Annotated in this window: 22 protein-coding genes and 1 tRNA gene; 8 read left to right on the top strand and 15 right to left on the bottom strand. The window is 65.1% G+C overall.

Annotation, left to right across the window (positions count from 1 at the left end):
* Nucleotide 1: 1 nt before the first annotated feature.
* Genes CP557_RS01775 through CP557_RS01750 form a run of 6 tightly spaced genes read right to left on the bottom strand, consistent with a single transcriptional unit; the run spans nucleotide 2 to nucleotide 4,082 of the window.
* The gene (locus CP557_RS01775; protein ID WP_097378323.1) at nucleotides 2–424 is read right to left on the bottom strand and encodes a 30S ribosomal protein S19; all 423 of its coding nucleotides are present in this window, start codon (nucleotides 422–424) and stop codon (nucleotides 2–4) included.
* Complete coding sequence (locus CP557_RS01770) at nucleotides 421–1,143, bottom strand: 50S ribosomal protein L2 (RefSeq protein WP_097378322.1); 723 nt, start codon at nucleotides 1,141–1,143, stop codon at nucleotides 421–423. The genes CP557_RS01775 and CP557_RS01770 overlap by 4 nt, the downstream gene beginning before the upstream one ends.
* A gap of 2 nt (nucleotides 1,144–1,145) precedes the next feature.
* On the bottom strand, nucleotides 1,146–1,400 hold the full coding sequence (locus tag CP557_RS01765) for a 50S ribosomal protein L23 (protein ID WP_097378321.1): 255 nt from the start codon (nucleotides 1,398–1,400) through the stop codon (nucleotides 1,146–1,148).
* Complete coding sequence (gene rpl4p, locus CP557_RS01760; protein WP_097378320.1) at nucleotides 1,397–2,149, bottom strand: 50S ribosomal protein L4; 753 nt, start codon at nucleotides 2,147–2,149, stop codon at nucleotides 1,397–1,399. Before rpl4p ends, CP557_RS01765 begins: the two co-directional genes overlap by 4 nt.
* 3 nt (nucleotides 2,150–2,152) lie before the next feature.
* The gene (locus tag CP557_RS01755; RefSeq protein ID WP_097378319.1) at nucleotides 2,153–3,172 is read right to left on the bottom strand and encodes a 50S ribosomal protein L3; all 1,020 of its coding nucleotides are present in this window, start codon (nucleotides 3,170–3,172) and stop codon (nucleotides 2,153–2,155) included.
* A gap of 4 nt (nucleotides 3,173–3,176) precedes the next feature.
* Nucleotides 3,177–4,082, bottom strand: a complete 906-nt coding sequence (locus tag CP557_RS01750; RefSeq protein WP_097378318.1) for a putative RNA uridine N3 methyltransferase — start codon at nucleotides 4,080–4,082, stop codon at nucleotides 3,177–3,179.
* 303 nt (nucleotides 4,083–4,385) lie between these two features.
* Here CP557_RS01750 and CP557_RS01745 point away from each other — a divergent pair.
* A tRNA-Gly gene (locus tag CP557_RS01745) sits at nucleotides 4,386–4,456 on the top strand.
* A gap of 362 nt (nucleotides 4,457–4,818) precedes the next feature.
* On the opposite strand, the gene CP557_RS01740 is transcribed toward CP557_RS01745, so the two are convergent.
* The gene (locus CP557_RS01740; protein WP_097378317.1) at nucleotides 4,819–5,265 is read right to left on the bottom strand and encodes a DUF4112 domain-containing protein; all 447 of its coding nucleotides are present in this window, start codon (nucleotides 5,263–5,265) and stop codon (nucleotides 4,819–4,821) included.
* 410 nt (nucleotides 5,266–5,675) lie between these two features.
* Between CP557_RS01740 and CP557_RS01735 the strand changes: the two genes are divergently transcribed.
* The 3 genes from CP557_RS01735 to mch all read left to right on the top strand — a co-directional run bounded on the left by CP557_RS01735 (nucleotide 5,676) and on the right by mch (nucleotide 7,596).
* Entirely contained in the window at nucleotides 5,676–6,029 is a 354-nt protein-coding gene (locus CP557_RS01735) for a HalOD1 output domain-containing protein (protein ID WP_097378316.1), read from the top strand.
* A 156-nt stretch (nucleotides 6,030–6,185) separates the two neighbouring features.
* Complete coding sequence (locus tag CP557_RS01730; protein WP_097378315.1) at nucleotides 6,186–6,500, top strand: MTH1187 family thiamine-binding protein; 315 nt, start codon at nucleotides 6,186–6,188, stop codon at nucleotides 6,498–6,500.
* A gap of 163 nt (nucleotides 6,501–6,663) precedes the next feature.
* Nucleotides 6,664–7,596 carry a methenyltetrahydromethanopterin cyclohydrolase gene (gene mch, locus CP557_RS01725; RefSeq protein ID WP_097378314.1) on the top strand — a complete coding sequence of 311 codons (933 nt, stop codon included), beginning with the start codon at nucleotides 6,664–6,666 and terminating at the stop codon, nucleotides 7,594–7,596.
* Nucleotides 7,597–7,692: 96 nt separating this feature from the next.
* Here mch and CP557_RS01720 read toward each other — a convergent pair whose 3' ends face one another.
* From CP557_RS01720 to CP557_RS01700, 5 genes are all read right to left on the bottom strand, one after another.
* Nucleotides 7,693–9,030, bottom strand: coding sequence for a glutamate-5-semialdehyde dehydrogenase (locus tag CP557_RS01720; protein WP_097378313.1), 1,338 nt, complete (start codon nucleotides 9,028–9,030; stop codon nucleotides 7,693–7,695).
* Nucleotides 9,023–9,856, bottom strand: a complete 834-nt coding sequence (gene proB, locus CP557_RS01715; protein WP_097378312.1) for a glutamate 5-kinase — start codon at nucleotides 9,854–9,856, stop codon at nucleotides 9,023–9,025. Before proB ends, CP557_RS01720 begins: the two co-directional genes overlap by 8 nt.
* Nucleotides 9,849–10,625, bottom strand: coding sequence for a pyrroline-5-carboxylate reductase (gene proC / locus CP557_RS01710; protein WP_097378311.1), 777 nt, complete (start codon nucleotides 10,623–10,625; stop codon nucleotides 9,849–9,851). Before proC ends, proB begins: the two co-directional genes overlap by 8 nt.
* Nucleotides 10,626–10,683: 58 nt before the next feature.
* Nucleotides 10,684–11,385, bottom strand: a complete 702-nt coding sequence (locus CP557_RS01705) for a TMEM165/GDT1 family protein (protein ID WP_097378310.1) — start codon at nucleotides 11,383–11,385, stop codon at nucleotides 10,684–10,686.
* Between the two features lie 202 nt (nucleotides 11,386–11,587).
* Nucleotides 11,588–13,189, bottom strand: coding sequence for a GTPBP1 family GTP-binding protein (locus CP557_RS01700; protein ID WP_097378309.1), 1,602 nt, complete (start codon nucleotides 13,187–13,189; stop codon nucleotides 11,588–11,590).
* A 195-nt stretch (nucleotides 13,190–13,384) separates the two neighbouring features.
* Between CP557_RS01700 and CP557_RS01695 the strand changes: the two genes are divergently transcribed.
* The 3 genes from CP557_RS01695 to CP557_RS01685 all read left to right on the top strand — a co-directional run bounded on the left by CP557_RS01695 (nucleotide 13,385) and on the right by CP557_RS01685 (nucleotide 14,403).
* Entirely contained in the window at nucleotides 13,385–13,564 is a 180-nt protein-coding gene (locus tag CP557_RS01695) for a hypothetical protein (RefSeq protein WP_097378308.1), read from the top strand.
* Nucleotides 13,565–13,586: 22 nt separating this feature from the next.
* Nucleotides 13,587–13,853 (top strand): hypothetical protein, encoded by a 267-nt coding sequence (locus tag CP557_RS01690; RefSeq protein WP_097378307.1) that lies wholly within the window; start codon nucleotides 13,587–13,589, stop codon nucleotides 13,851–13,853.
* A 145-nt stretch (nucleotides 13,854–13,998) separates the two neighbouring features.
* Nucleotides 13,999–14,403, top strand: a complete 405-nt coding sequence (locus tag CP557_RS01685; protein WP_097378306.1) for a hypothetical protein — start codon at nucleotides 13,999–14,001, stop codon at nucleotides 14,401–14,403.
* Between the two features lie 67 nt (nucleotides 14,404–14,470).
* Here the strand turns inward: CP557_RS01685 and pyrF are convergent, their stop codons facing one another.
* On the bottom strand, nucleotides 14,471–15,268 hold the full coding sequence (pyrF, locus tag CP557_RS01680; RefSeq protein WP_097381488.1) for an orotidine-5'-phosphate decarboxylase: 798 nt from the start codon (nucleotides 15,266–15,268) through the stop codon (nucleotides 14,471–14,473).
* Nucleotides 15,269–15,436: 168 nt separating this feature from the next.
* Between pyrF and CP557_RS01675 the strand changes: the two genes are divergently transcribed.
* Nucleotides 15,437–15,697, top strand: coding sequence for a hypothetical protein (locus CP557_RS01675; RefSeq protein WP_097378305.1), 261 nt, complete (start codon nucleotides 15,437–15,439; stop codon nucleotides 15,695–15,697).
* A gap of 40 nt (nucleotides 15,698–15,737) precedes the next feature.
* Here CP557_RS01675 and CP557_RS01670 read toward each other — a convergent pair whose 3' ends face one another.
* Nucleotides 15,738–16,163, bottom strand: a complete 426-nt coding sequence (locus CP557_RS01670) for a VOC family protein (protein ID WP_097378304.1) — start codon at nucleotides 16,161–16,163, stop codon at nucleotides 15,738–15,740.
* A gap of 96 nt (nucleotides 16,164–16,259) precedes the next feature.
* A complete protein-coding gene (locus CP557_RS01665) occupies nucleotides 16,260–17,186 on the bottom strand; it encodes a ring-cleaving dioxygenase (protein WP_097378303.1) in 927 nt (308 codons plus the stop codon).
* Nucleotides 17,187–17,238 lie beyond the last annotated feature (52 nt).

Here is a 17,238-nt window from a genome sequence, read left to right as displayed (position 1 = left end):
ATCACTTCAGTGGGACGAACTTCGACGATCGGGTCGCGCCGATGCCGGCCTGTCCGTGCTCGACGGAGGTCCGTGTCAGCTGGAACTCGCCGAGATAGTGGCCGATCATTTCCGGTTCGACGCGCACGCGCTCGAACGCCTGTCCGTTGTAGACCTCGAAGGTAATACCAACGAACTCAGGCAGGATCGGCATATCCCGCAGGTGCGTTCGAATCGGGTCGTTCGCCGTCTCTTCTTCGCCCTTCTCGCGGGCCTCCTCGAGAAGCTTTTGCTTCTCGACGGAGAGACCGCGCTGGATACTTCGCCGCTGTCGTGCGGGGAGCAGTTCCACAACCTCGTCGAGCTCCATCTCCTGCAGCTCCTCGAGCGTGTGGCCGCGGTAGGTGAACTCACCTTCACGGCCGGTTCGGTACTCCTGACTCATTTGTCGCCACCTCGACCGGTGCGTCGGGACGAGATGTCACCGACCTTCCGTCCCGGCGGGGCGTCCCGCGAGACGGACTTGGGTTTGCCGGGGTGTTGTCGGCCGCCGCCACCGAACGGGTGGTCGACGGCGTTCATCGCGACACCGCGGACGCGAGGCCACTTCGTGCCCCGGGCCTTCATCTTGTGATACTTGTTCCCTGCCTTGACCATCGGCTTCTCGGTTCGGCCGCCGCCGGCGACGACGCCGATAGTGGCACGACACTGCGGATCGAGGCGCTTGACCTCGCCGCTGGGAAGCTGGATGACCGCTGCGTTGCGGTCGTGGGTGATCAAGTCAGCGTTGGTCCCCGAGGCGCGGGCGAACCGGCCGCCGTCGCCCTGGTTCGCCTCGACGTTACAGACCGGCACTCCTTCCGGAATCTCCGCGAGCGGGAGCGTGTTGCCCGGCTTGATCTCCGCGGAGACGCCGACCTGCAACTCCTCGCCGACGGTGATTCCTTCGGGTGCGAGGATGAGGCGCTGATCGCCGTCTTCGAACTCGACGGCCGCGATCGGCGCCGATCGGGCTGGATCGTGTTCGATGTCGACGACCGTCCCTCGGATGGTGTCGTCGTCTTCCTCTTTTTTGTGCTCGAGCTTCGCCTTGTATCGGTGTGACGGGGCACGGAACGTGGAGCTCCCGCGACCGCGTCGTTGTCCTTGAATGCGTCGTCCCATTCTCAGAACACCCCGATTCGCGAAGCGACTTCCTGTGCGTCGTCGTCCTCGCTCAGGCGGACGATCGCTTTCTTTTTGCCCTTCATCGTCATTTGCGTGTTGATGTTCTCGACCGAGATCTCGAACCGCTCTTCGACCTCGTCCCGAATTTCGGGTTTGGTCGCGTCCGGATTGACGACGAACTGGAGCTTGTTTTCGAAGTCCATGTCGTTCATCGCCTTCTCCGTCACGAGCGGGTGTTCGATGGCCGAACTCATCGGTCGGCCACCTCCTCGAGTGCGCTCTCGGTCCAGACCGTCAGCCGTCCCGGCTGTGCGCCGGGCGCGAGATCCTCCGCGTTGACCTCCGCGGCCGTCGTCACGTCGGCACCGGCGAGGTTCCGGGCCCCACGGGACGGGCCGGTCTCGCTGGATGTGACGAAGAGGATCGACGTCGGCGTCTTGTACTTGCGGCCACGGGCTTTCCCCTGACCGGAGCGAACGCTTCGACCCTCGTCGGCGCGTTCGATGTCGTCCGCGAGGCCGGCTGCCTCGAGGAAGTCGACGACCTCCTGCGTCTTGTGGAGGTCCTCGAACTCGTCGTCGACGACGACGGGAATCTCGACGTCTTCGTCGAACTCGTGGCCGCGCTCGGCGACGAGTTCGGCGTCGGTCGTCGCAGCGATCGCGCTGCGGACGGCCAGTTTCTTTGCTTTCGTGTTGATCGATTCGGACTGGTCTTTCTCGGCTTTCGGCGGGTGGGCCTTGCGTCCCTTGACGGCCTGGGGAACGCGGCGAGCGCGACCCTCCTGTCGTGGAACGTGGGCCATCCCGCGGCCGCTACCGAACGATTCGGCCGGCGTTCGAAGGCCGGCGAACTCGTCGGCACCGTAGTCCTGTTTTCGGTTTGCCTGCGCGGCGCGCACGGCGCGGCCGATCAAGTCCGGGCGGTAGGTAGTCTCGAAGACCGCCGGGAGCTCGACCGTGCCCGCGTCCGAGCCGTCCAGGTTTCGTACTGTTGCGTCCATGTGTTATCCCTGGTTGGATGCGGTGGAGACGTAGCGCACCTCGGGATCGAGGCGCGGCTGGTCTCCGGGTCGGATCGCCGGGCGGAAGCGTACGAGACGCTGCTGTGGCCCGGGGAGCGAGCCCTTGATCAACGCGTGTGGTCCGTCGACTTCGCCGTAGTTGACGAAGCCGCCGTCGACCGTCGCGTCCGCGCCGTCGCCGATGTCGACGAGGCGCTTGTTCAGTTCCGTCCGCTGATGGTAGCCCATCTGGCCCTGCTGCGGGACCGTCGAGCGGACGCGGGACGGGTTCCAGGGGCCGAGGTTGCCGATACGGCGACGCCAGCCCTGCCGGGCGTGTTTGCCCTTGCGTTTCTGGACGCCCCATCGCTTGACGGGGCCCTGCGTCCCTTTCCCTTTCGTGACGCCGCTTGCGTCGACGTACTCGCCGGCGCGGAACACGTCGTTCATGACGTGTTCGCCGCCGTCCTCGATTGTCTCGAGGGCGAAGTCGACGCGGTCGTCGACGGAGCCGCCGCCGACGCGCGTTTCCATCACGTCCGGTTTCTTCTTGGGCACCGAGGGAACGTCCCCCGGAACCGTGTGGGTGATGACGCGGACGTCGTCGACGCGGCCCTCCTCGTGGAGGCCACGGAGCTCGTCCGTGGCGGCGTCGGTGTCGTAGTCGTCACCGGGAAGGTCCAGTACGCGATCGAGTTCGGGAACGAACTCGTCGGTCCAGACCTCGGTTATCGGCTTCATACCATACGGCGTGTCTTCGTACGCTCGCAGCGCGACGGCGCGCATCGGCGGCGTCTCCACGATCGTCACGGGGACGGTCTCTTCCATCCCTTCGGTCGGCGAGTTCGCTTTATCGTCGACCATGACGACGTGGGTCATGCCGGCCTTGTAGCCCGCGAAGCCCTGCAGCGTCGGCTGTCCGTCAGTGTCCGGCCACGAGTTGAAGCGTGGGACCTCGCTGGTCGCACGCTTTCGTGGGCCGAACCCGAGTGAGCCTTTGCGTGGTGTATTTGCTTGTGGCATTCTATCACTCTCTCAGTGAGAGGGGAGCGAGGGTCGCGAACAGAGCCTCCTCCGTTCGCACGACCTCGCTTCCCTGATCCGGAACCGTGTTTAGCCAGAGGTCGAACCCCGGATCGGCGGTGGGTTCGACTCCGTTATCGGCTGCGTCGTCCCGGTTGGACGACGGTTCGACTGCGCCGTCTTGTCCGGACGACGCGTCGATGGCCGATTCCTCGATTCCGAGGATAGCCGGCAGCCCTCTCTCGGGCGCGCCGAAGGCGACGGTCATCCCATCGCGCTGGACGCGTCCGGCCAGCGTCTCGAGCCGCCCGACGGTGAGATGCTCACCGAATCGGGAGGCCGCGATACGAACGCCGGCGTCCTCACGGCCGAGTGCTGCCCGCAGGTCCGTCTGCTCGATCGAGAGCCCCGGAAGGGGAACGTCTTCGAGCTTCGCCCGGACCGGTCGTCGCGAAGAGATCCTGACGGTCACGCGCTCCCCCTCCTCGACCGCCATGTTCGGCGGTACGTTGAGGGAGATCGGGTGTTGCAGTCCGCAATTGACCCGGACGCGTCCTTCAGGTCCGACCTCGGTCACGATTCCTTGTCTTGACGACCCCGAACCGGTAGATTCGGAGCCGGTCTGTGACATGGCGCGGAGCGGCGGCAAGACGCCTGCGTACTCGAGTTCGTCCCGCATCCCCCACGCCTCGTTGCGGAGGTATGGGGGCGTTGCGGCGTACCGCAACACGGTGGTGACGAACCCGCCGTCGAATCGCCCTGTTTCGCCGTCCCGATCGGGATAGACGATCAGGCGATCCGCCCGGAAGATCGTCGCCGCGCGGGCGACGTATCCGAGTTTGCGAGTGGCCTCGCGTTTGTCCTCGGCTTCCCGGCTGAGCGACGACGGCACGAGTACGCTGACAGTCATGCCGTGACGCTTCGGCGCCGCGTCACTAGACTGTAGCGATGTATTGCGGAGAGGGTCTTAAAAGAATAGCGGATTCGATTCCGGCTGTCAACCGCTCACACTCCCGAATTCGTGCCGAACGGACACACACTCGCGTGTGACGACTAGTCACGATCGTCTGAGATAGTATCCGGACCATGTTGCCGATTCTGACCGGAAACTGTCTCCCTGGTTACTCGAGAATCGCCATGCTGCAGCATGGCGATGCCGGTCCGATTCGCAACCCTTATACATCCGTCCGGCAGTAGGTATGAGTGCAGCAGGGCGCTGGTAGTGTAGTGGTATCACGTGACCTTGCCATGGTCACAACCTGGGTTCAAATCCCAGCCAGCGCATTTCTCTGAACACAATATTACGAGCGTTGCGTAGCAACGCGAGTAGCCGCGTTCAGAGAAATCGGATCTGGATTTGAACGAGAGAAGTCGCAGCCTCGAGCGAACGAAGTGAGTGAGAGGAACGTCTTCGCGTTGTTCAAATCCCAGCCAGCGCGTTTCCCGTTCGACCGCCACGAATCGCCAGTCACGACTGTCGGCCTGGCCGGCTCGGACTCGCTTATCCACGCGACAGTAGCCACTGAAAGTCAATCCACGTCCGAGGCACGATGGCGTCGCGATCAGCGTGAAGCGTTTGTACCATCGTTCGAGACACGTTACGACGGCCATGCTGCCGAACCAATCGGCTCGAGCGAACCGACGGCTCAGTCGATCGTTACGGTCTCGGACCCGCGTTGCGACTCGCCGCTCCCGTCGGCGAGGTCCTCGAGCGCCAGTCGCAGGTTCCACTTGTTCGCCTTCCAGACGGCGTCGAAGAGGACGCCGAGGAGGGGGACGGAGCCGACGACGGCGTCGACGCCGATGTTCGCAAGCATGCGGACCAGCGTCGACCGGGAAACGCCCATGCGAGCGGACTCGACGACGATGTACAGTGAGACGGCCGCCGCAGCGGCGTCGCCGGCCCCCGGCAGGATCCCGACGAGCGGATCGAGTCCGATCTTGAACCCCGTTCCCGGGACGCGAACCCCCTCGTCGAGCGCGCGAGCGACGACGTGCATCCGCTTGATCGCCGCCTCGTCGACGCCGGCGGGGAGGTCGCCCTCGAAGGACTCGAGTTCCGAACGAATGGGTGCGGCTGAGTCGGTGGTCATACGTACCGATTGACGGCGGACGTGAATAAGCCCCGCGGCGGCCCTGGCAAGGGGTCGACGGACCTTCGATCCGGAGCGCCGGCCGGACTACCTCGAGAAGCCGATTCGTGGGAACCGAGTAGCCATACTGTTGGGGCAGGCCTCCCGGTTACCGTATCGGATTCGACGAGTGAATCACTAATTGAGCGAACAAAAACTCGTGTTGTCGTCGGACACCCTCACGTGCGCTCCCTCGCGAACAGCGGGATGAGAGCAACGCGATGACCGTGACCGATCGACGGCCACAGTATTTATTAATCCACACTCATGCCGAGTTTTACTTCACATACGATTACCATTGTCGCTTACGAGTGGCTTTTATACCCTGGATAACTACAGTCTAATACACGATTGAACGATCAGATATAGCAATGCAGACGGAAACTACACCCGCAGACGGCACGGACGACCTCCAGTACGACCAGCCAAACGACCGCTACGTCTTCCACCACGACAGTGACGGTACTGCGACGATCACCACCACGATCGTCCACGCGCTCGCCTCGATCGCGGAGACCGACGTTTCACAGGGGGAGTTTTCCCTGTACGATAGCGTCGATCCCGACGCGCTCGATCGCGTCTTCAGCCCGAAGGCGGACGGGACCGACCGGACGGGGGGCCACATCGCGTTTACCGCCCTGGAGCACGAGGTGTACGTCTACGCGAACGGTGATGTTATCATCTACCCGCCCGCGGAGACGCCTCGGACGCCCACGACGAACTGAGAGGGCCCGGTCGCCGCCGCCGAGTCAGCACTGATCGTTTTTGCCACGACCGTTACCGCCCACCGCGAGCGCCGGCCAGTTGTCCCCGCTCGAGGCAGTGATCGGGACGAGTCGTATGGAACGAGTTTAGGATCCCGCCGAGCGTTATCGAACGGTATGACGGTAGTCGCACTACTGAGCGTCGCACCGGTGATCGAGGACAGCATGGCCGGCGAGGTCGCGAAAGCGGTCGACGCCCTCGAGGGCTACGATGTCAGCTACGAGACGAACCCGATGGGGACGGTGATCGAAGCCGAGACGACGGACGAACTCTTCGCGGCCGCACAGGCGGCCCACGACGCCGTCGACGCCGACCGCGTGAGTACGGTCCTGAAGATCGACGACAAACGAACGCGGGACGTCGACGCAGCACGAAAGGTCGACGTCGTCGAAGAACACCTCGGTCGGCCGGCCCGAAGTCGCGAGGAGTGACGAGTATCCGGTCTGCTGTAAATCGTTGGCGGTGTACCCGCAAGCCGGCTCACGGGTCGGCGGGAAATCGTTACAGGAGACGGGATACGGCGATGGCTCCCGTCAGACATCGGTCAGACACGAACGGACAAACGGTTTTACGACGGGGGGTGAATCACGGCCCATGGAAAGTCTCAATCGGATGGCGATCGAGCTGGTCGACGAGGCCCTCGATTACGCCGAGGAGCTGAACATCGGCGGCTACGACCTCGAAAACGACGCGACGGTACTGGATTTCGGCCTCGAGTTCGACGGCGGTATCGAGGCCGGACTCCTGTTGACCGAGATCCAGACGGCTGGGATGGCGACGCCGAGCTACGAGCTCGGCGAGCTGGGCGATGCATCGCTCCCGTACGTCGAGCTCTCGACCGACCAGCCCGCGCTCTCGCTGCTGTGTTCCCAGAAGGCGGGCTGGGAGCTGACGACCGAGGACTTCGAGGGCCTGGGAAGCGGTCCCGCTCGAGCGCTGGTAGCCAAAGAAGAGGAGTTCCGGCGCGTCGGCTACACCGACGCTTTCGATCTGACCGCGCTGGCCGTCGAGACGGACGAGGAACCGACCGAATCCGCGGCCGAGCAGGTCGCCGAACTGGCGGAGGTCGAGACGAGCAGCGTCTTCCTGCTCGCTTACCGGACCGCGAGCCTCGCCGGTAGCATCACGAACGCCGCCCGAACCGCCGAGCTCGCGACGTTCCGGCTCGCCGAGTTGGGGTACGATCCCCTCGACATCGTCTCGGCGACCGGTCGCGCCCCGGTCGCGCCCGTCGCGGACGACGAGCGGACGGCCATCGCGCGGACGAACGACGCGATCGCCTACGGCGGACGCGCACACCTCACCGTTCGGGAGGACGCCGATCTCTTCGACTCGGTGCCGTCGACCGCCGCCGAGGATCACGGCCGACCGTTCGGTGCGGTCTTCGACGATCTCGACTGGGATTTCGGGGAAGTTCCCTCGGACCTCTTCGCGCCCGCAGCGGTGACGATCGACGTGATCGGCGGCCCGACCTACGTCCACGGCGAGACGGACGAGGAGCTGCTCGTCGACTCCTTTGACCTGTAGCCGGACAGTTCAATCCGGTTCCGGAACCCCCCGCGGAGCTCGAGTTCGTCGAGGCCGTCGGGCGGGCGAGTAGAGAAAGGAAAACCTCTCGAGGCGCTACTCGTCCGAGAGCCGGCCGGGAGACCACTCGCCCTCGAACTCCTCGTGGATGAACGGCGCGGCGTCCTCGCCGGCGTAGGTGGCGACGAGCTGGCCGTCGCCCTCGAGGTGGTACTTGTAGGTGGTCAGCCCCTCGAGGCCGACGGGGCCGCGAGCGTGGATCTTGCCCGTACTGATCCCGACCTCGGCACCGAGGCCGAATCGGTAGCCGTCGGCAAAGCGGGTCGAGGCGTTGTGGAAGACGCTCGCCGAGTCGAGGCTTCGCATGAACGCACTCGCGCGGTCGGCGTCCTCGGTGACGATCGACTCCGTGTGTTTCGAGCCGTGGCTCGTGACGTGATCGATCGCGGCCTCGAGCGAGTCGACGACCCGGATCGAGACGATCAGATCGCCGTACTCGGTGTCCCAGTCCGCGTCGGTCGCGGCCTCGACGTCGACGATCTCGCGAGTTGCCTCGTCGCCGCGCATCTCGACACCGGCGGTCTCGTAGCGGTCGGCGATCGCGGGCAGGAAGTCCTCGGCGACGGCCTCGTGGACCAGCAGCGTCTCGACGGCGTTACAGACCGCGGGATACTGCACTTTGGCGTCGAAGGCGATGTCTTCGGCCATCGAGAGGTCGGCCTCGTCGTCGACGTAGACGTGACAGATCCCCTCCGTGTGGCCCAGCACGGGGATGCTCGTGTTGTCCTGAATGTAGCTGACAAACTCGGAGCTGCCCCGCGGCATCAGGAGGTCGATCGCGTCGTCCATCTCGAGCAGCGCATCGACGTCCTCGCGGGCCTCGATGTGCTGGGCCCAGCCGTCGGGGACCCCGGCGTCGGCCGCGGCCTCCTCGATGATCTCGAAGAGGATTCGGTTGGAGTGGAGCGCCTCGCTGCCGCCCTTGAGGATGACCGCGTTCCCCGACTTCAGGCCGAGTGCGGCGATCTGGACGAGCGCATCGGGCCGGGACTCGAAGACCGTTCCGACGACGCCGATCGGGACGGCGACCTTGTACAGTTCGAGGTCCTCGTCGAGCTCTCTGGCCGAGAGCGTCTTTCCGAGCGGGTCCGCCTGCTCGGCGACGCTGCGGACCATCGCCGCGATGCTCTCGATCTTCGACTCGGAGAGCTTCAGCCGGTCGACCAGCGCCTGCGTGTACTCGCCGTCCTCGAGCAGTCGTTCGCCCTCGGCGACGTCCGTCTCGTTTTCCGCGAGGATCTCGTCGGTGCGGGCTTCGATCGCGTCGGCGATCTCGTGAAGCGCCGCCTTCCGCTCCTCGTCGGAGCGTTTCGCGAGCTCGAGGGCCGCGGTCTGTGCCTCGTCGACGTCGCGTTCGATGTCGGTCTCAGTCATCGCTCACACCGTTGATGGGGACGAATATGGTACCCACGGGTTTGGCAGTAGCGATCTGCTCGAGCACGTCGGGCTCGGTCGACTTCGCGATGACGGCCGGAACCCCGTGTTCGCTGACGTCGCGCGCCCCCTCGACTTTCGTCTGGATACCGCCGAACCCGTCGGTCGTACTCTCGGAGATGATGTCCTGAACCGTATCGTAGTTGCGTCCGACGGCCTCGATGCGCTCGGCGTCGGGATCCTCTTTCGGGTTCCCGGTGTAGACGCCGCCGACGTCGGTCAGCGTGACCAGCAAGTCCGCGTCGACGCCCATCGTCGCCGCCGCCGAGAGCATGTCGTTGTCACCGATCCTGAGCTCCTCGGTCGCGACGGCGTCGTTCTCGTTGATGATCGGGACGACGCCCCAGTCCAGCAACGTCTCGACGGTGTTTCGGAAGTTCGTGAACCGTTCGGGATTCTCGAGGTCGTGCTGGGTCAGGAGGAGCTGGGCCACCGTCCGATCGTATCGCGCGAAGCTCTCGGTATAGCGGTGCATGAGGGTACTCTGGCCGACCGTCGAGAGGGCCTGGGTCTCCTCGAGGGTCTCGCTGCCCTGTGCGATCCGCCCCATCCCGGCCCCGACCGCGCCCGACGAGACGAGGATCACCTGCTTGCCCCGCGAGAGGAGATCCTCAATGTCGTCGACGAGCTTGTCGAGCTTCTCGTCGTCCAGATTGGAGTCCGCGTCGGTGAGGGAGTTCGTCCCCGCCTTGACGATCACGCGATCGGCGTCGGCCGCCAGCCGTCGCGCCTCTGCGACGGCCGCCTCCTCGAGCCCCTTACTCATCGTTGAATTCGGCCGCGATCTCCGCGGAGCGTTCTTCGGCCGCCGTTACCGCCTCGACGACGTCCGCCTTGGCCTCGCTGTCCCAGAGGACTTCCATCCCTTCGATGGTCGTCCCGTTGGGGGAACAGACGGCGTCGATCAGGTCGTCGACGCTCCGCTCCGAGCGGAGGACGGTCTCGGCCGCCCCTTTGAACGTCTGTGCGGCCAGCGTCTCGGCGTCGTCGGCCTCGAGGCCGCCATCGACGCCCGCTTCGGCCATCGCCTGGATGAGATAGAAGACGAAGGCGGGGCCGCTCCCGTTGACCGCGGTCGCGATGTCCATCTGACGCTCGTCGATCTCTGCGAACTCGCCGACGTCGTCGAGCAGCGTTCGCACCTCGTCGGGAACGTCGTCGCCGGTTACGGCCGCCGCCATATCGCCCGTCTCGGCCGCGAGGTTCGGCATGATTCGGACGACGTTCGCGTCGGTCCGCGCTTCGACGTAGTCCGTCGAGACGCCCGCAGCGATGGTGAGAAGTGTCTGCTCGGGCGAGAGATCGAGATCGTCCAGCACCGCGCCGACGATGTCCGGTTTCACCGCGACGACCACCACGTCGGCGTCGGCCGCCTCCGAGACGTCCGACGTCGTCCGGTCGACGTAGTCAGCGACCGACTCGAGTGCGTCGGGATCGAGATCACACGCGATCACCGTGTGGTTCCCGGCCCGCCAGAGGCCCTTGATCAGGGCGCTCCCCATGTTGCCACAACCGATAACGCTCGTCTGTACCATCTTGTCTAGGGTGAGGAACCGAGGGAGACATACCAACTTTGGTTTCGATCCCCCGCAGTCACACTCGGCCGAATCCGAGAAGCACCGAGGAGATCCCCTCGACGATCGTCTCCCAGACCGAAATCCCGGTCAGGATCTGCAACACGGTATCGAGCCCGAAAAAGAGGAAGAGTCCCGCGCCGGCGAGGTGGGCCAGCCTGGCGTCGAAGCGGTGGGAGAACCGATCGAAGAAGTAGGCGTTGGCCGCGCTCACGGGCACGATCGCGAGCATCTCGCCGGCCCAGATCGCGGGATGGGCACCATACTGCACCGCGAGCCCGATCGTGACGAACTGCGTTTTGTCACCGAACTCCCCGACAGCCATCAGGGCGAAGATCGGGACGAACCCGCGGAGGTACGGCGGCACGTCGTAGCCGAAAAGGGAGATCTCGATCGCGTCGGCCGTCGCCGCGCCGCCGTTGGCCACCGCCGGCCGCGCGCTCGTCTCGGGGGCGGACCTGACGAGCAACGCCGCAAAGAGCAGGAACAACCCCGCCGTGACCGCGTCGAGGTAGACGGGCGGCAACACGCCCTGGATCGCCGCTCCGAAGAGGATCTCGAGGGCCGTCCAGCCGGCGAAGGCACTCGCCGCGGCGGCGACCACGATCCGAGGATCGTATCGTGTCGCCAGCGCCGCGATGATGAACTGCACCTTCTCGCCGGGGAGCACCGACAGCTGCAGGACGAACGCGGCGACGAGGATCTCGAGCCAGCCGGTCATGCGTGAAAGGTGCTGTGGGAATGCTGTCGCACAGCGATGTCACCGATCACGTCGCGGTTTAGTCGCGTCTAATGTATATGTGTTATCGTCTAATGGATACGTATCATGGGCCAAACTGCGGACGTGTTGCCGTGAGCACGTCGAACGACGGGCGGTTGGCCGAGTCGGCTTACCGATTGGGAATCGCGTTCCGAGCCACCAGTCACTCCATCGGCGAGACGTCGGTCACCGTCCCGACGCCCTTGCTGCGACCCTCGCGGAAGACGAACTTCTGGCCCTCCTCGACGAGATACGGTCGGAACTTGAACTCGACGGTGGTCTTGCCGGTATCGCCCGGCAGCAGGCGGCCGTTTTCGGGATAGAAGGCGGCGGCCTCGCCGATCGTCTCGAGGTGGACGACGGGTTCGTACCCCTCACCGATTCGGGTGGGGTGGTTGAGCACCATGACTTCGGCCTCGAACTCCCGGACCGGATCGGGGTCGGCGTCTCGAGGCAGCAAGACCATGCCGCGCTCGATCGCGCTCTCTTTGATGCCTTTGAGTGCGATGCCGACGATCCGGCCCGCCTGAGCCTGGTCGACCCGGTGGTAGTGCATCTCGATCGACCGGACCTCGACCTCCTGGAAGCGGCCGTCGGCCATCGGCCCGATCAGGAGTTCGTCCCCGGCCTCGACCTCGCCGGCCATCACCGTTCCCGAGGCGACTGCGCCGACGCCCGTGACCGAGTAACTGCGGTCGACGTACATTCGGAACTCGCCGGTGTCCTGGGACGTCTTGGGGAGCCGGTCGAACAGTTCGTCGAGCGTCGCGAGGCCGTCCATGGTGATCGCGCTGGTTTCGACGATCGGGACGACCCGCTCGCTGACCTCCTCGACGGCGGCATCGATGCCGTGACGAGCGACCCGCAGCGGCGACTTGTCGACCTCGCGGAGGAGTCCTTCGACCTCGCGTTCGACCTCTTCGATGCGCTCTTCGTCGACCGTGTCGGTCTTCGTGATCGCGACGATCGTCGGGAGGTCGGTCGCGAGCAACACGCCGAGGTGCTCTCGAGTCGTTCGCGTCGGCCCGTCGTCGGCGGCGACGACCAGCAGGCCGTAGTCGAGTTTCTGTCCGACGAGCCCGCGAATCGTCGTCCGGAGCCACGGCTCGTGGCCGACGGTGTCGACGAACGAAACGAGCCGATCGGCTTCCTGCACGACTTCCGCGCGGTCTGCCTTGCGGTTGGGGTTCCGGACCCGGACCGGCCCCTCGTCGTCGAAGCCGTAGACGGCGTAGGACAGATCGGCGGAGAGGCCCCGTTCGACCTCGTGGGGCTGGACGTCGAGGAACGCGCGGGTCGCGCCGTCCCCGTCGTCGGGTTTGCCCGTGACGAGCGACCCCACGAGGGTACTCTTCCCGTGGTCGACGTGGCCCGCCGTCCCGACGACGACGTGTTCGTCGTCCGTCTCGAGGACGCCCCCCTCGCGGACCTGTGCGACGCCGACCAACCCGTCGTTGATGCCCCAGGTCTGGACGTCTTCGATGTGCGCGTCGGCCTCCTCCGCGAGGAGCGAAAGGACGTCCATCGTCTCGGAGAACGTGTCGGGATCGACCCCGGCCAGGCCGCCGTCGTCGGTGACGCCGACGACGTACGTCGCCTCGCCGTCGCCCGAAAGGAGGCGGTGTCGCAGTTGCGCGGCCAGGCTCTCCCGTCGCCCACCCTCGAGGTGGACGTCTCGTGACAGTCGTTCCTTGAACTCGACGTTACCACCGTCCTGTTCGCCACGTTCCAGGGCCCGCTCGAGGAGGGCCCGGTCACGGCTCATATCCCCTGGTAGACGGGCACACGGCAAAAGGCTTCTCGTGGGTTGCCACAATATACCACACTACGGCTCTCGAATCGGGAAATACGCCGTCGACCGCGTCAGCCAGCCGGTTCGTGAGTTCGCTGATTCGACGACGACCAGCGGTCCGAGCGTGCCAGGCTCGCTTTCAAGCCCCTCGAGTTCGTACCGTCCCCTATGTGCGTCAGCGGTCTCTGTCAGATCTGCGAGTCCCGGCCCGCAGAGAAGCAATGCCCCAACTGCGGCACGCTCGCGTGCGAGGCCCACTTCGACGAGAGCCTGCGACTCTGTGCCGACTGTGCCTCGCAAGCCCAGCCGGGACCCGGAAACGACGACGTCGAGATCAACCGGTTCTGATCCGGAGCGACGAATCCACGGCATGACCTCGATACGTGACCGATTTCGCGAGGCCCTCGGCGTCGGCGAGACGTATCGCCTCCGACTCGAGGAGCGCGACGGACGGCTCGTCGCTGCCCATCCGAACGACTCGAGTCCGCTGGACATCGCCGTCGTCGAGGGACTCGAGCGGCTCGAGGAGCGGCCGCCGACGGAGCCGGTCAGCGTCGAAATCGTCGCTCGAGTGGTCGACGGTCGGGTGGTCGGGCGAGTGGTTAGTGCGGAACGTGAGCCCGGGTCGCCCTCGTAACCGAGACCGCGCCTATCGCGGCTCTGACTCGCAGACGGGCGGACGAACGGACGCGTAATGTCCGGTTCTACTCGGCGAATTCGTGTCGAAACGGCGATTACGGACAGACAGTCAACTTTTTGTTCGATCTACTGCAGTGATAACTATGCCCTTCAGCCGTCGTCGATTCGCTCTTGCCAGCACCGTCTCTTTGCTCGGAACCGCCGGCTGTAGCGGTTCCATGGATGCCGACTCGCTCCAGGAAGTACATCTGGTGTTGTCGAATCGGACAGACGAGTCGCAAACGTTTCACTTCGCGCTGGAAGCGGACGACGGTCTCGGCCAGTGGCACGATTTCGAACTCGCTGCCGCTGGGTACCGCGAAGTCGTTATCGAACCGGAATCAGAGCGTGAGTGGGCGGGATTTCACGCCGTCGCGGGCGACAACCAGGTATCCGGAACGCTACTGGGACAGGGGGACGAGCAGACCTGTCTCCAACTCGACTACCGGATCACGGAAGACGAGATCCACGCAACGATGTCGACGAACCAGTCGCTCTGTGACTCGTGATCGGTACGCTTTCGAGTACCGAGAGCGTTCTCGTCGAATCCGGCAACTCGAGCCGCCGTCGAAGCCACTACCGATACTGATTCAGCCGCTCTTTGAGTCGCTTTGCGGCCTGTCCGCTGGCGCTGGCGAACTCCTCGCCGTCGTCCTCGCCCGCGAAGATGATTCCCCGCGAGGAGTTGACCAGCCCGACGCCGTCGGCCAGTCCGTACTCGACGGCCGCCTCGGCGTCGCCCCCCTGTGCCCCGATACCGGGGACGAGGAAGGGGAGATCCGGTACCTGCTCGCGCAACTCCTCGAGCTCTTCGGGCTGGGTCGCGCCGACGACGAGGCCGACGTTGTCGTTCTCGTTCCAGAGATCCGCCAGCGCCGCGACGCGCTCGTAGACGGGTTCGCCCGTCTCGAGTTCGAGATCCTGGATGTCGGCCCCGCCCGGGTTCGAGGTCCGACAGAGGACGAAGACGCCCGACTCCTCGTTGGCCAGAAACGGCTGCAGGGAGTCCCGCCCCATGTAAGGATTGACGGTGATCGCGTCGACCGTCTCGAGCAGCTGTGCGTACTGTCTGGTCGTGTTGCCGATGTCGGCGCGTTTGGCGTCCAGCAGGACGGGGACGTCTTTGCCGTGGGCATAGGCGACGGTTTCCTCGAGGGCGGCCCAGCCGTCGGGATCCTCGTAGAAGGCCGCGTTCGGCTTGAAGACGGCGGCGTGTTCGTGGGTCGCGTCGATGATGCGGCGGTTGAACGCCCACCGGGGAAGGTCGTACTCCCGGAGGTGGTCGGGGAGACGGGACGGGTCGGGATCGAGGCCGACCGAGACGACGCTGTCGACCGTTCGGATGCGGTCGTGCAAGCGATCGAAGAAGTTCATGCCGGAAGTGGCCTCCCGACGGTCGAAAAGGTTGCTATACCGCTGGACGAGACGGCTCGACGATGGAGCGACCGTCTCACCGATCATCACTCGTGAGCGTTGTGAACAGTGGCCGTTCCAAATCCTTTAGACAGCAGCTACTTCATTCGTATCGTGATCGACTACCGTATGGGAATTCGACAGAACGCGGTGTCGCTCTCACGCCGACTCCGTGAACTGGTCCGGTCGACGCTCCGCGGCCCCGGAAACGAACGGGGAAACGGAACGGACCCCGACGACGAGGCGGAAACCGCGGTCGAGTCGCACGGCAATCTGTTTCACTGCTCTCGGTGCAGTGCCGTCTATATCGCCACCGAGAAGCGCGTTTGCTCCCAGTGTGAGACGGAAGTCGACCAGGTTCGGTCCACCCTTTCCTGTAACGACCGATAACACACTCGACCGTCGATACCGCCGTCTTCGAAACCGTCATCTACTGGGACGGCTCGAGTACTTCGATCAGGTTTCCTTCGGGATCGCGCAGGAACATGATCGTCGTCCCGCTCTCGGTCGTCCGGGGTCCGCTGATCGTCGGGACGTCCGCGGGGAGGGCATCGGCGAACGCCTCGAGATCGTCGACCGAGAGGGCGACGTGCGTTGCGCCCGGTTGGTTAAGTCCCGCCGCCGGAGAGCCCCGCGCCTCGGGCTCGTACTCGACGAGTTCGATCCGGGTTCCGTCCGCCTCGAGATGGGCGAAGTCGGCGCTTGCACCCTCGACACCGACGGCGTCGGAAAACGCCTCGCCGCCGACGCCGAACCGATCGGCGACCGGGAGTCCGAGGACGTCCCGGTAGAACGCGAGCGTCTCCTCGAGGTCCGAGACGGTGATACCGACGTGATGGGTACTGAGATCTGCCATTGTCAGGTGGTACGAGCGCGCGTGAAAAACGCTTCCGTCTGCGGGCCGGTCGTCCGAACAGGTCGATTTTGGGGCATCTCGCTCGTCGTCAGCGAGTTACTCCGCTGACAGCTCCGGCAGCCCCGCTTCGATCTCGTCGCGTCGGTCTTCCAGCCACTCGGGGAGGACGAGTCGATCACCGAGGGACTCGAGGTCCTCGTCGACCGTATACCCTGGCTCTTTGGTGGCGAATTCGAAGAGAACGCCGCCGTGTTCGCGGACGTACACGGATTCGAACCACTTCCGGTCGATGATTTCGGTCGGCCGGAGCCCCTGTCCGGACAGGACGTCGCGCCACTCGGACTGGTCCTCCGCAGTCGTCTGGAACGCCACGTGATGGACGGTCCCGGCACCGGGCTGGCCCCGGGGTGCCTGGGGCTCCTCGAGGACATCGACGACGTATCCGAGATCACCGCTGCTCTCGTATCGGCGGCGGCTACCGTCGGCGCCGGTTTCGCTGTACCCCATCGTCTGCAGGACGCCCTCGGTCGGCCCGGCCGTCGCCAGCGACAGCGTCACGCCGAAGAAGCCCCGAATCGCGTGTTCGTCGGGAACCGGCCCCTGGGGCAGATCACCGGCAGGTGCGTCGCCTCGAGCGACGAGTTCGATCGGGAGGCCGTCCGGATCCTCGAAGGAAACGACGGTGTCGCCGAACCGGTCGTGTTCCTCGGCGTCGATGCCGGCTGCTGCCAGCCGATCCGTCCAGAACTCGACTGCCCGCTCGGGAATCAGGAAGGCGACCGCACTGGCCTGGCCGGTGCCGACCTGCCCCTGTCGGGCGTCGGGATACGGAAAGAACGTCATGCTCGTTCCGGGGCTCCCGCCGTGATCCCCGTAGAACAGGTGATAGACGGCGACGTCGTCCTGATTCACGCTTCGTTTCACCAGCCGGAGTCCGAGCGTTTCGGTGTAGAACTCGAGGTTGCGGCGGGGATCGCTGCCGATGGCAGTTACGTGGTGGATGCCGGGAATGTCCGCGGGCATACGAGCCTGTACGCGGTTCGAGTGGAATAATCCCGCGGCCGGCCGAGGCGAG

This window comes from Natrinema ejinorense (assembly GCF_002494345.1).
Classification (GTDB): domain Archaea; phylum Halobacteriota; class Halobacteria; order Halobacteriales; family Natrialbaceae; genus Natrinema; species Natrinema longum.
The sequence above is the reverse complement of the archived record's forward strand: the minus strand, read 5'-3'. Positions and strand labels throughout refer to the sequence as shown.

Coding starts and splice junctions, on each gene's coding strand:
- CP557_RS01775 (WP_097378323.1), bottom strand. CDS start 424: ATGAGTCAGGAGTACCGAACCGGCCGTGAAGGTGAGTTCACCTACCGC.
- CP557_RS01770 (WP_097378322.1), bottom strand. CDS start 1,143: ATGGGACGACGCATTCAAGGACAACGACGCGGTCGCGGGAGCTCCACG.
- CP557_RS01765 (WP_097378321.1), bottom strand. CDS start 1,400: ATGAGTTCGGCCATCGAACACCCGCTCGTGACGGAGAAGGCGATGAAC.
- rpl4p (WP_097378320.1), bottom strand. CDS start 2,149: ATGGACGCAACAGTACGAAACCTGGACGGCTCGGACGCGGGCACGGTC.
- CP557_RS01755 (WP_097378319.1), bottom strand. CDS start 3,172: ATGCCACAAGCAAATACACCACGCAAAGGCTCACTCGGGTTCGGCCCA.
- CP557_RS01750 (WP_097378318.1), bottom strand. CDS start 4,082: ATGACTGTCAGCGTACTCGTGCCGTCGTCGCTCAGCCGGGAAGCCGAG.
- CP557_RS01740 (WP_097378317.1), bottom strand. CDS start 5,265: ATGACCACCGACTCAGCCGCACCCATTCGTTCGGAACTCGAGTCCTTC.
- CP557_RS01735 (WP_097378316.1), top strand. CDS start 5,676: ATGCAGACGGAAACTACACCCGCAGACGGCACGGACGACCTCCAGTAC.
- CP557_RS01730 (WP_097378315.1), top strand. CDS start 6,186: ATGACGGTAGTCGCACTACTGAGCGTCGCACCGGTGATCGAGGACAGC.
- mch (WP_097378314.1), top strand. CDS start 6,664: ATGGAAAGTCTCAATCGGATGGCGATCGAGCTGGTCGACGAGGCCCTC.
- CP557_RS01720 (WP_097378313.1), bottom strand. CDS start 9,030: ATGACTGAGACCGACATCGAACGCGACGTCGACGAGGCACAGACCGCG.
- proB (WP_097378312.1), bottom strand. CDS start 9,856: ATGAGTAAGGGGCTCGAGGAGGCGGCCGTCGCAGAGGCGCGACGGCTG.
- proC (WP_097378311.1), bottom strand. CDS start 10,625: ATGGTACAGACGAGCGTTATCGGTTGTGGCAACATGGGGAGCGCCCTG.
- CP557_RS01705 (WP_097378310.1), bottom strand. CDS start 11,385: ATGACCGGCTGGCTCGAGATCCTCGTCGCCGCGTTCGTCCTGCAGCTG.
- CP557_RS01700 (WP_097378309.1), bottom strand. CDS start 13,189: ATGAGCCGTGACCGGGCCCTCCTCGAGCGGGCCCTGGAACGTGGCGAA.
- CP557_RS01695 (WP_097378308.1), top strand. CDS start 13,385: ATGTGCGTCAGCGGTCTCTGTCAGATCTGCGAGTCCCGGCCCGCAGAG.
- CP557_RS01690 (WP_097378307.1), top strand. CDS start 13,587: ATGACCTCGATACGTGACCGATTTCGCGAGGCCCTCGGCGTCGGCGAG.
- CP557_RS01685 (WP_097378306.1), top strand. CDS start 13,999: ATGCCCTTCAGCCGTCGTCGATTCGCTCTTGCCAGCACCGTCTCTTTG.
- pyrF (WP_097381488.1), bottom strand. CDS start 15,268: ATGAACTTCTTCGATCGCTTGCACGACCGCATCCGAACGGTCGACAGC.
- CP557_RS01675 (WP_097378305.1), top strand. CDS start 15,437: ATGGGAATTCGACAGAACGCGGTGTCGCTCTCACGCCGACTCCGTGAA.
- CP557_RS01670 (WP_097378304.1), bottom strand. CDS start 16,163: ATGGCAGATCTCAGTACCCATCACGTCGGTATCACCGTCTCGGACCTC.
- CP557_RS01665 (WP_097378303.1), bottom strand. CDS start 17,186: ATGCCCGCGGACATTCCCGGCATCCACCACGTAACTGCCATCGGCAGC.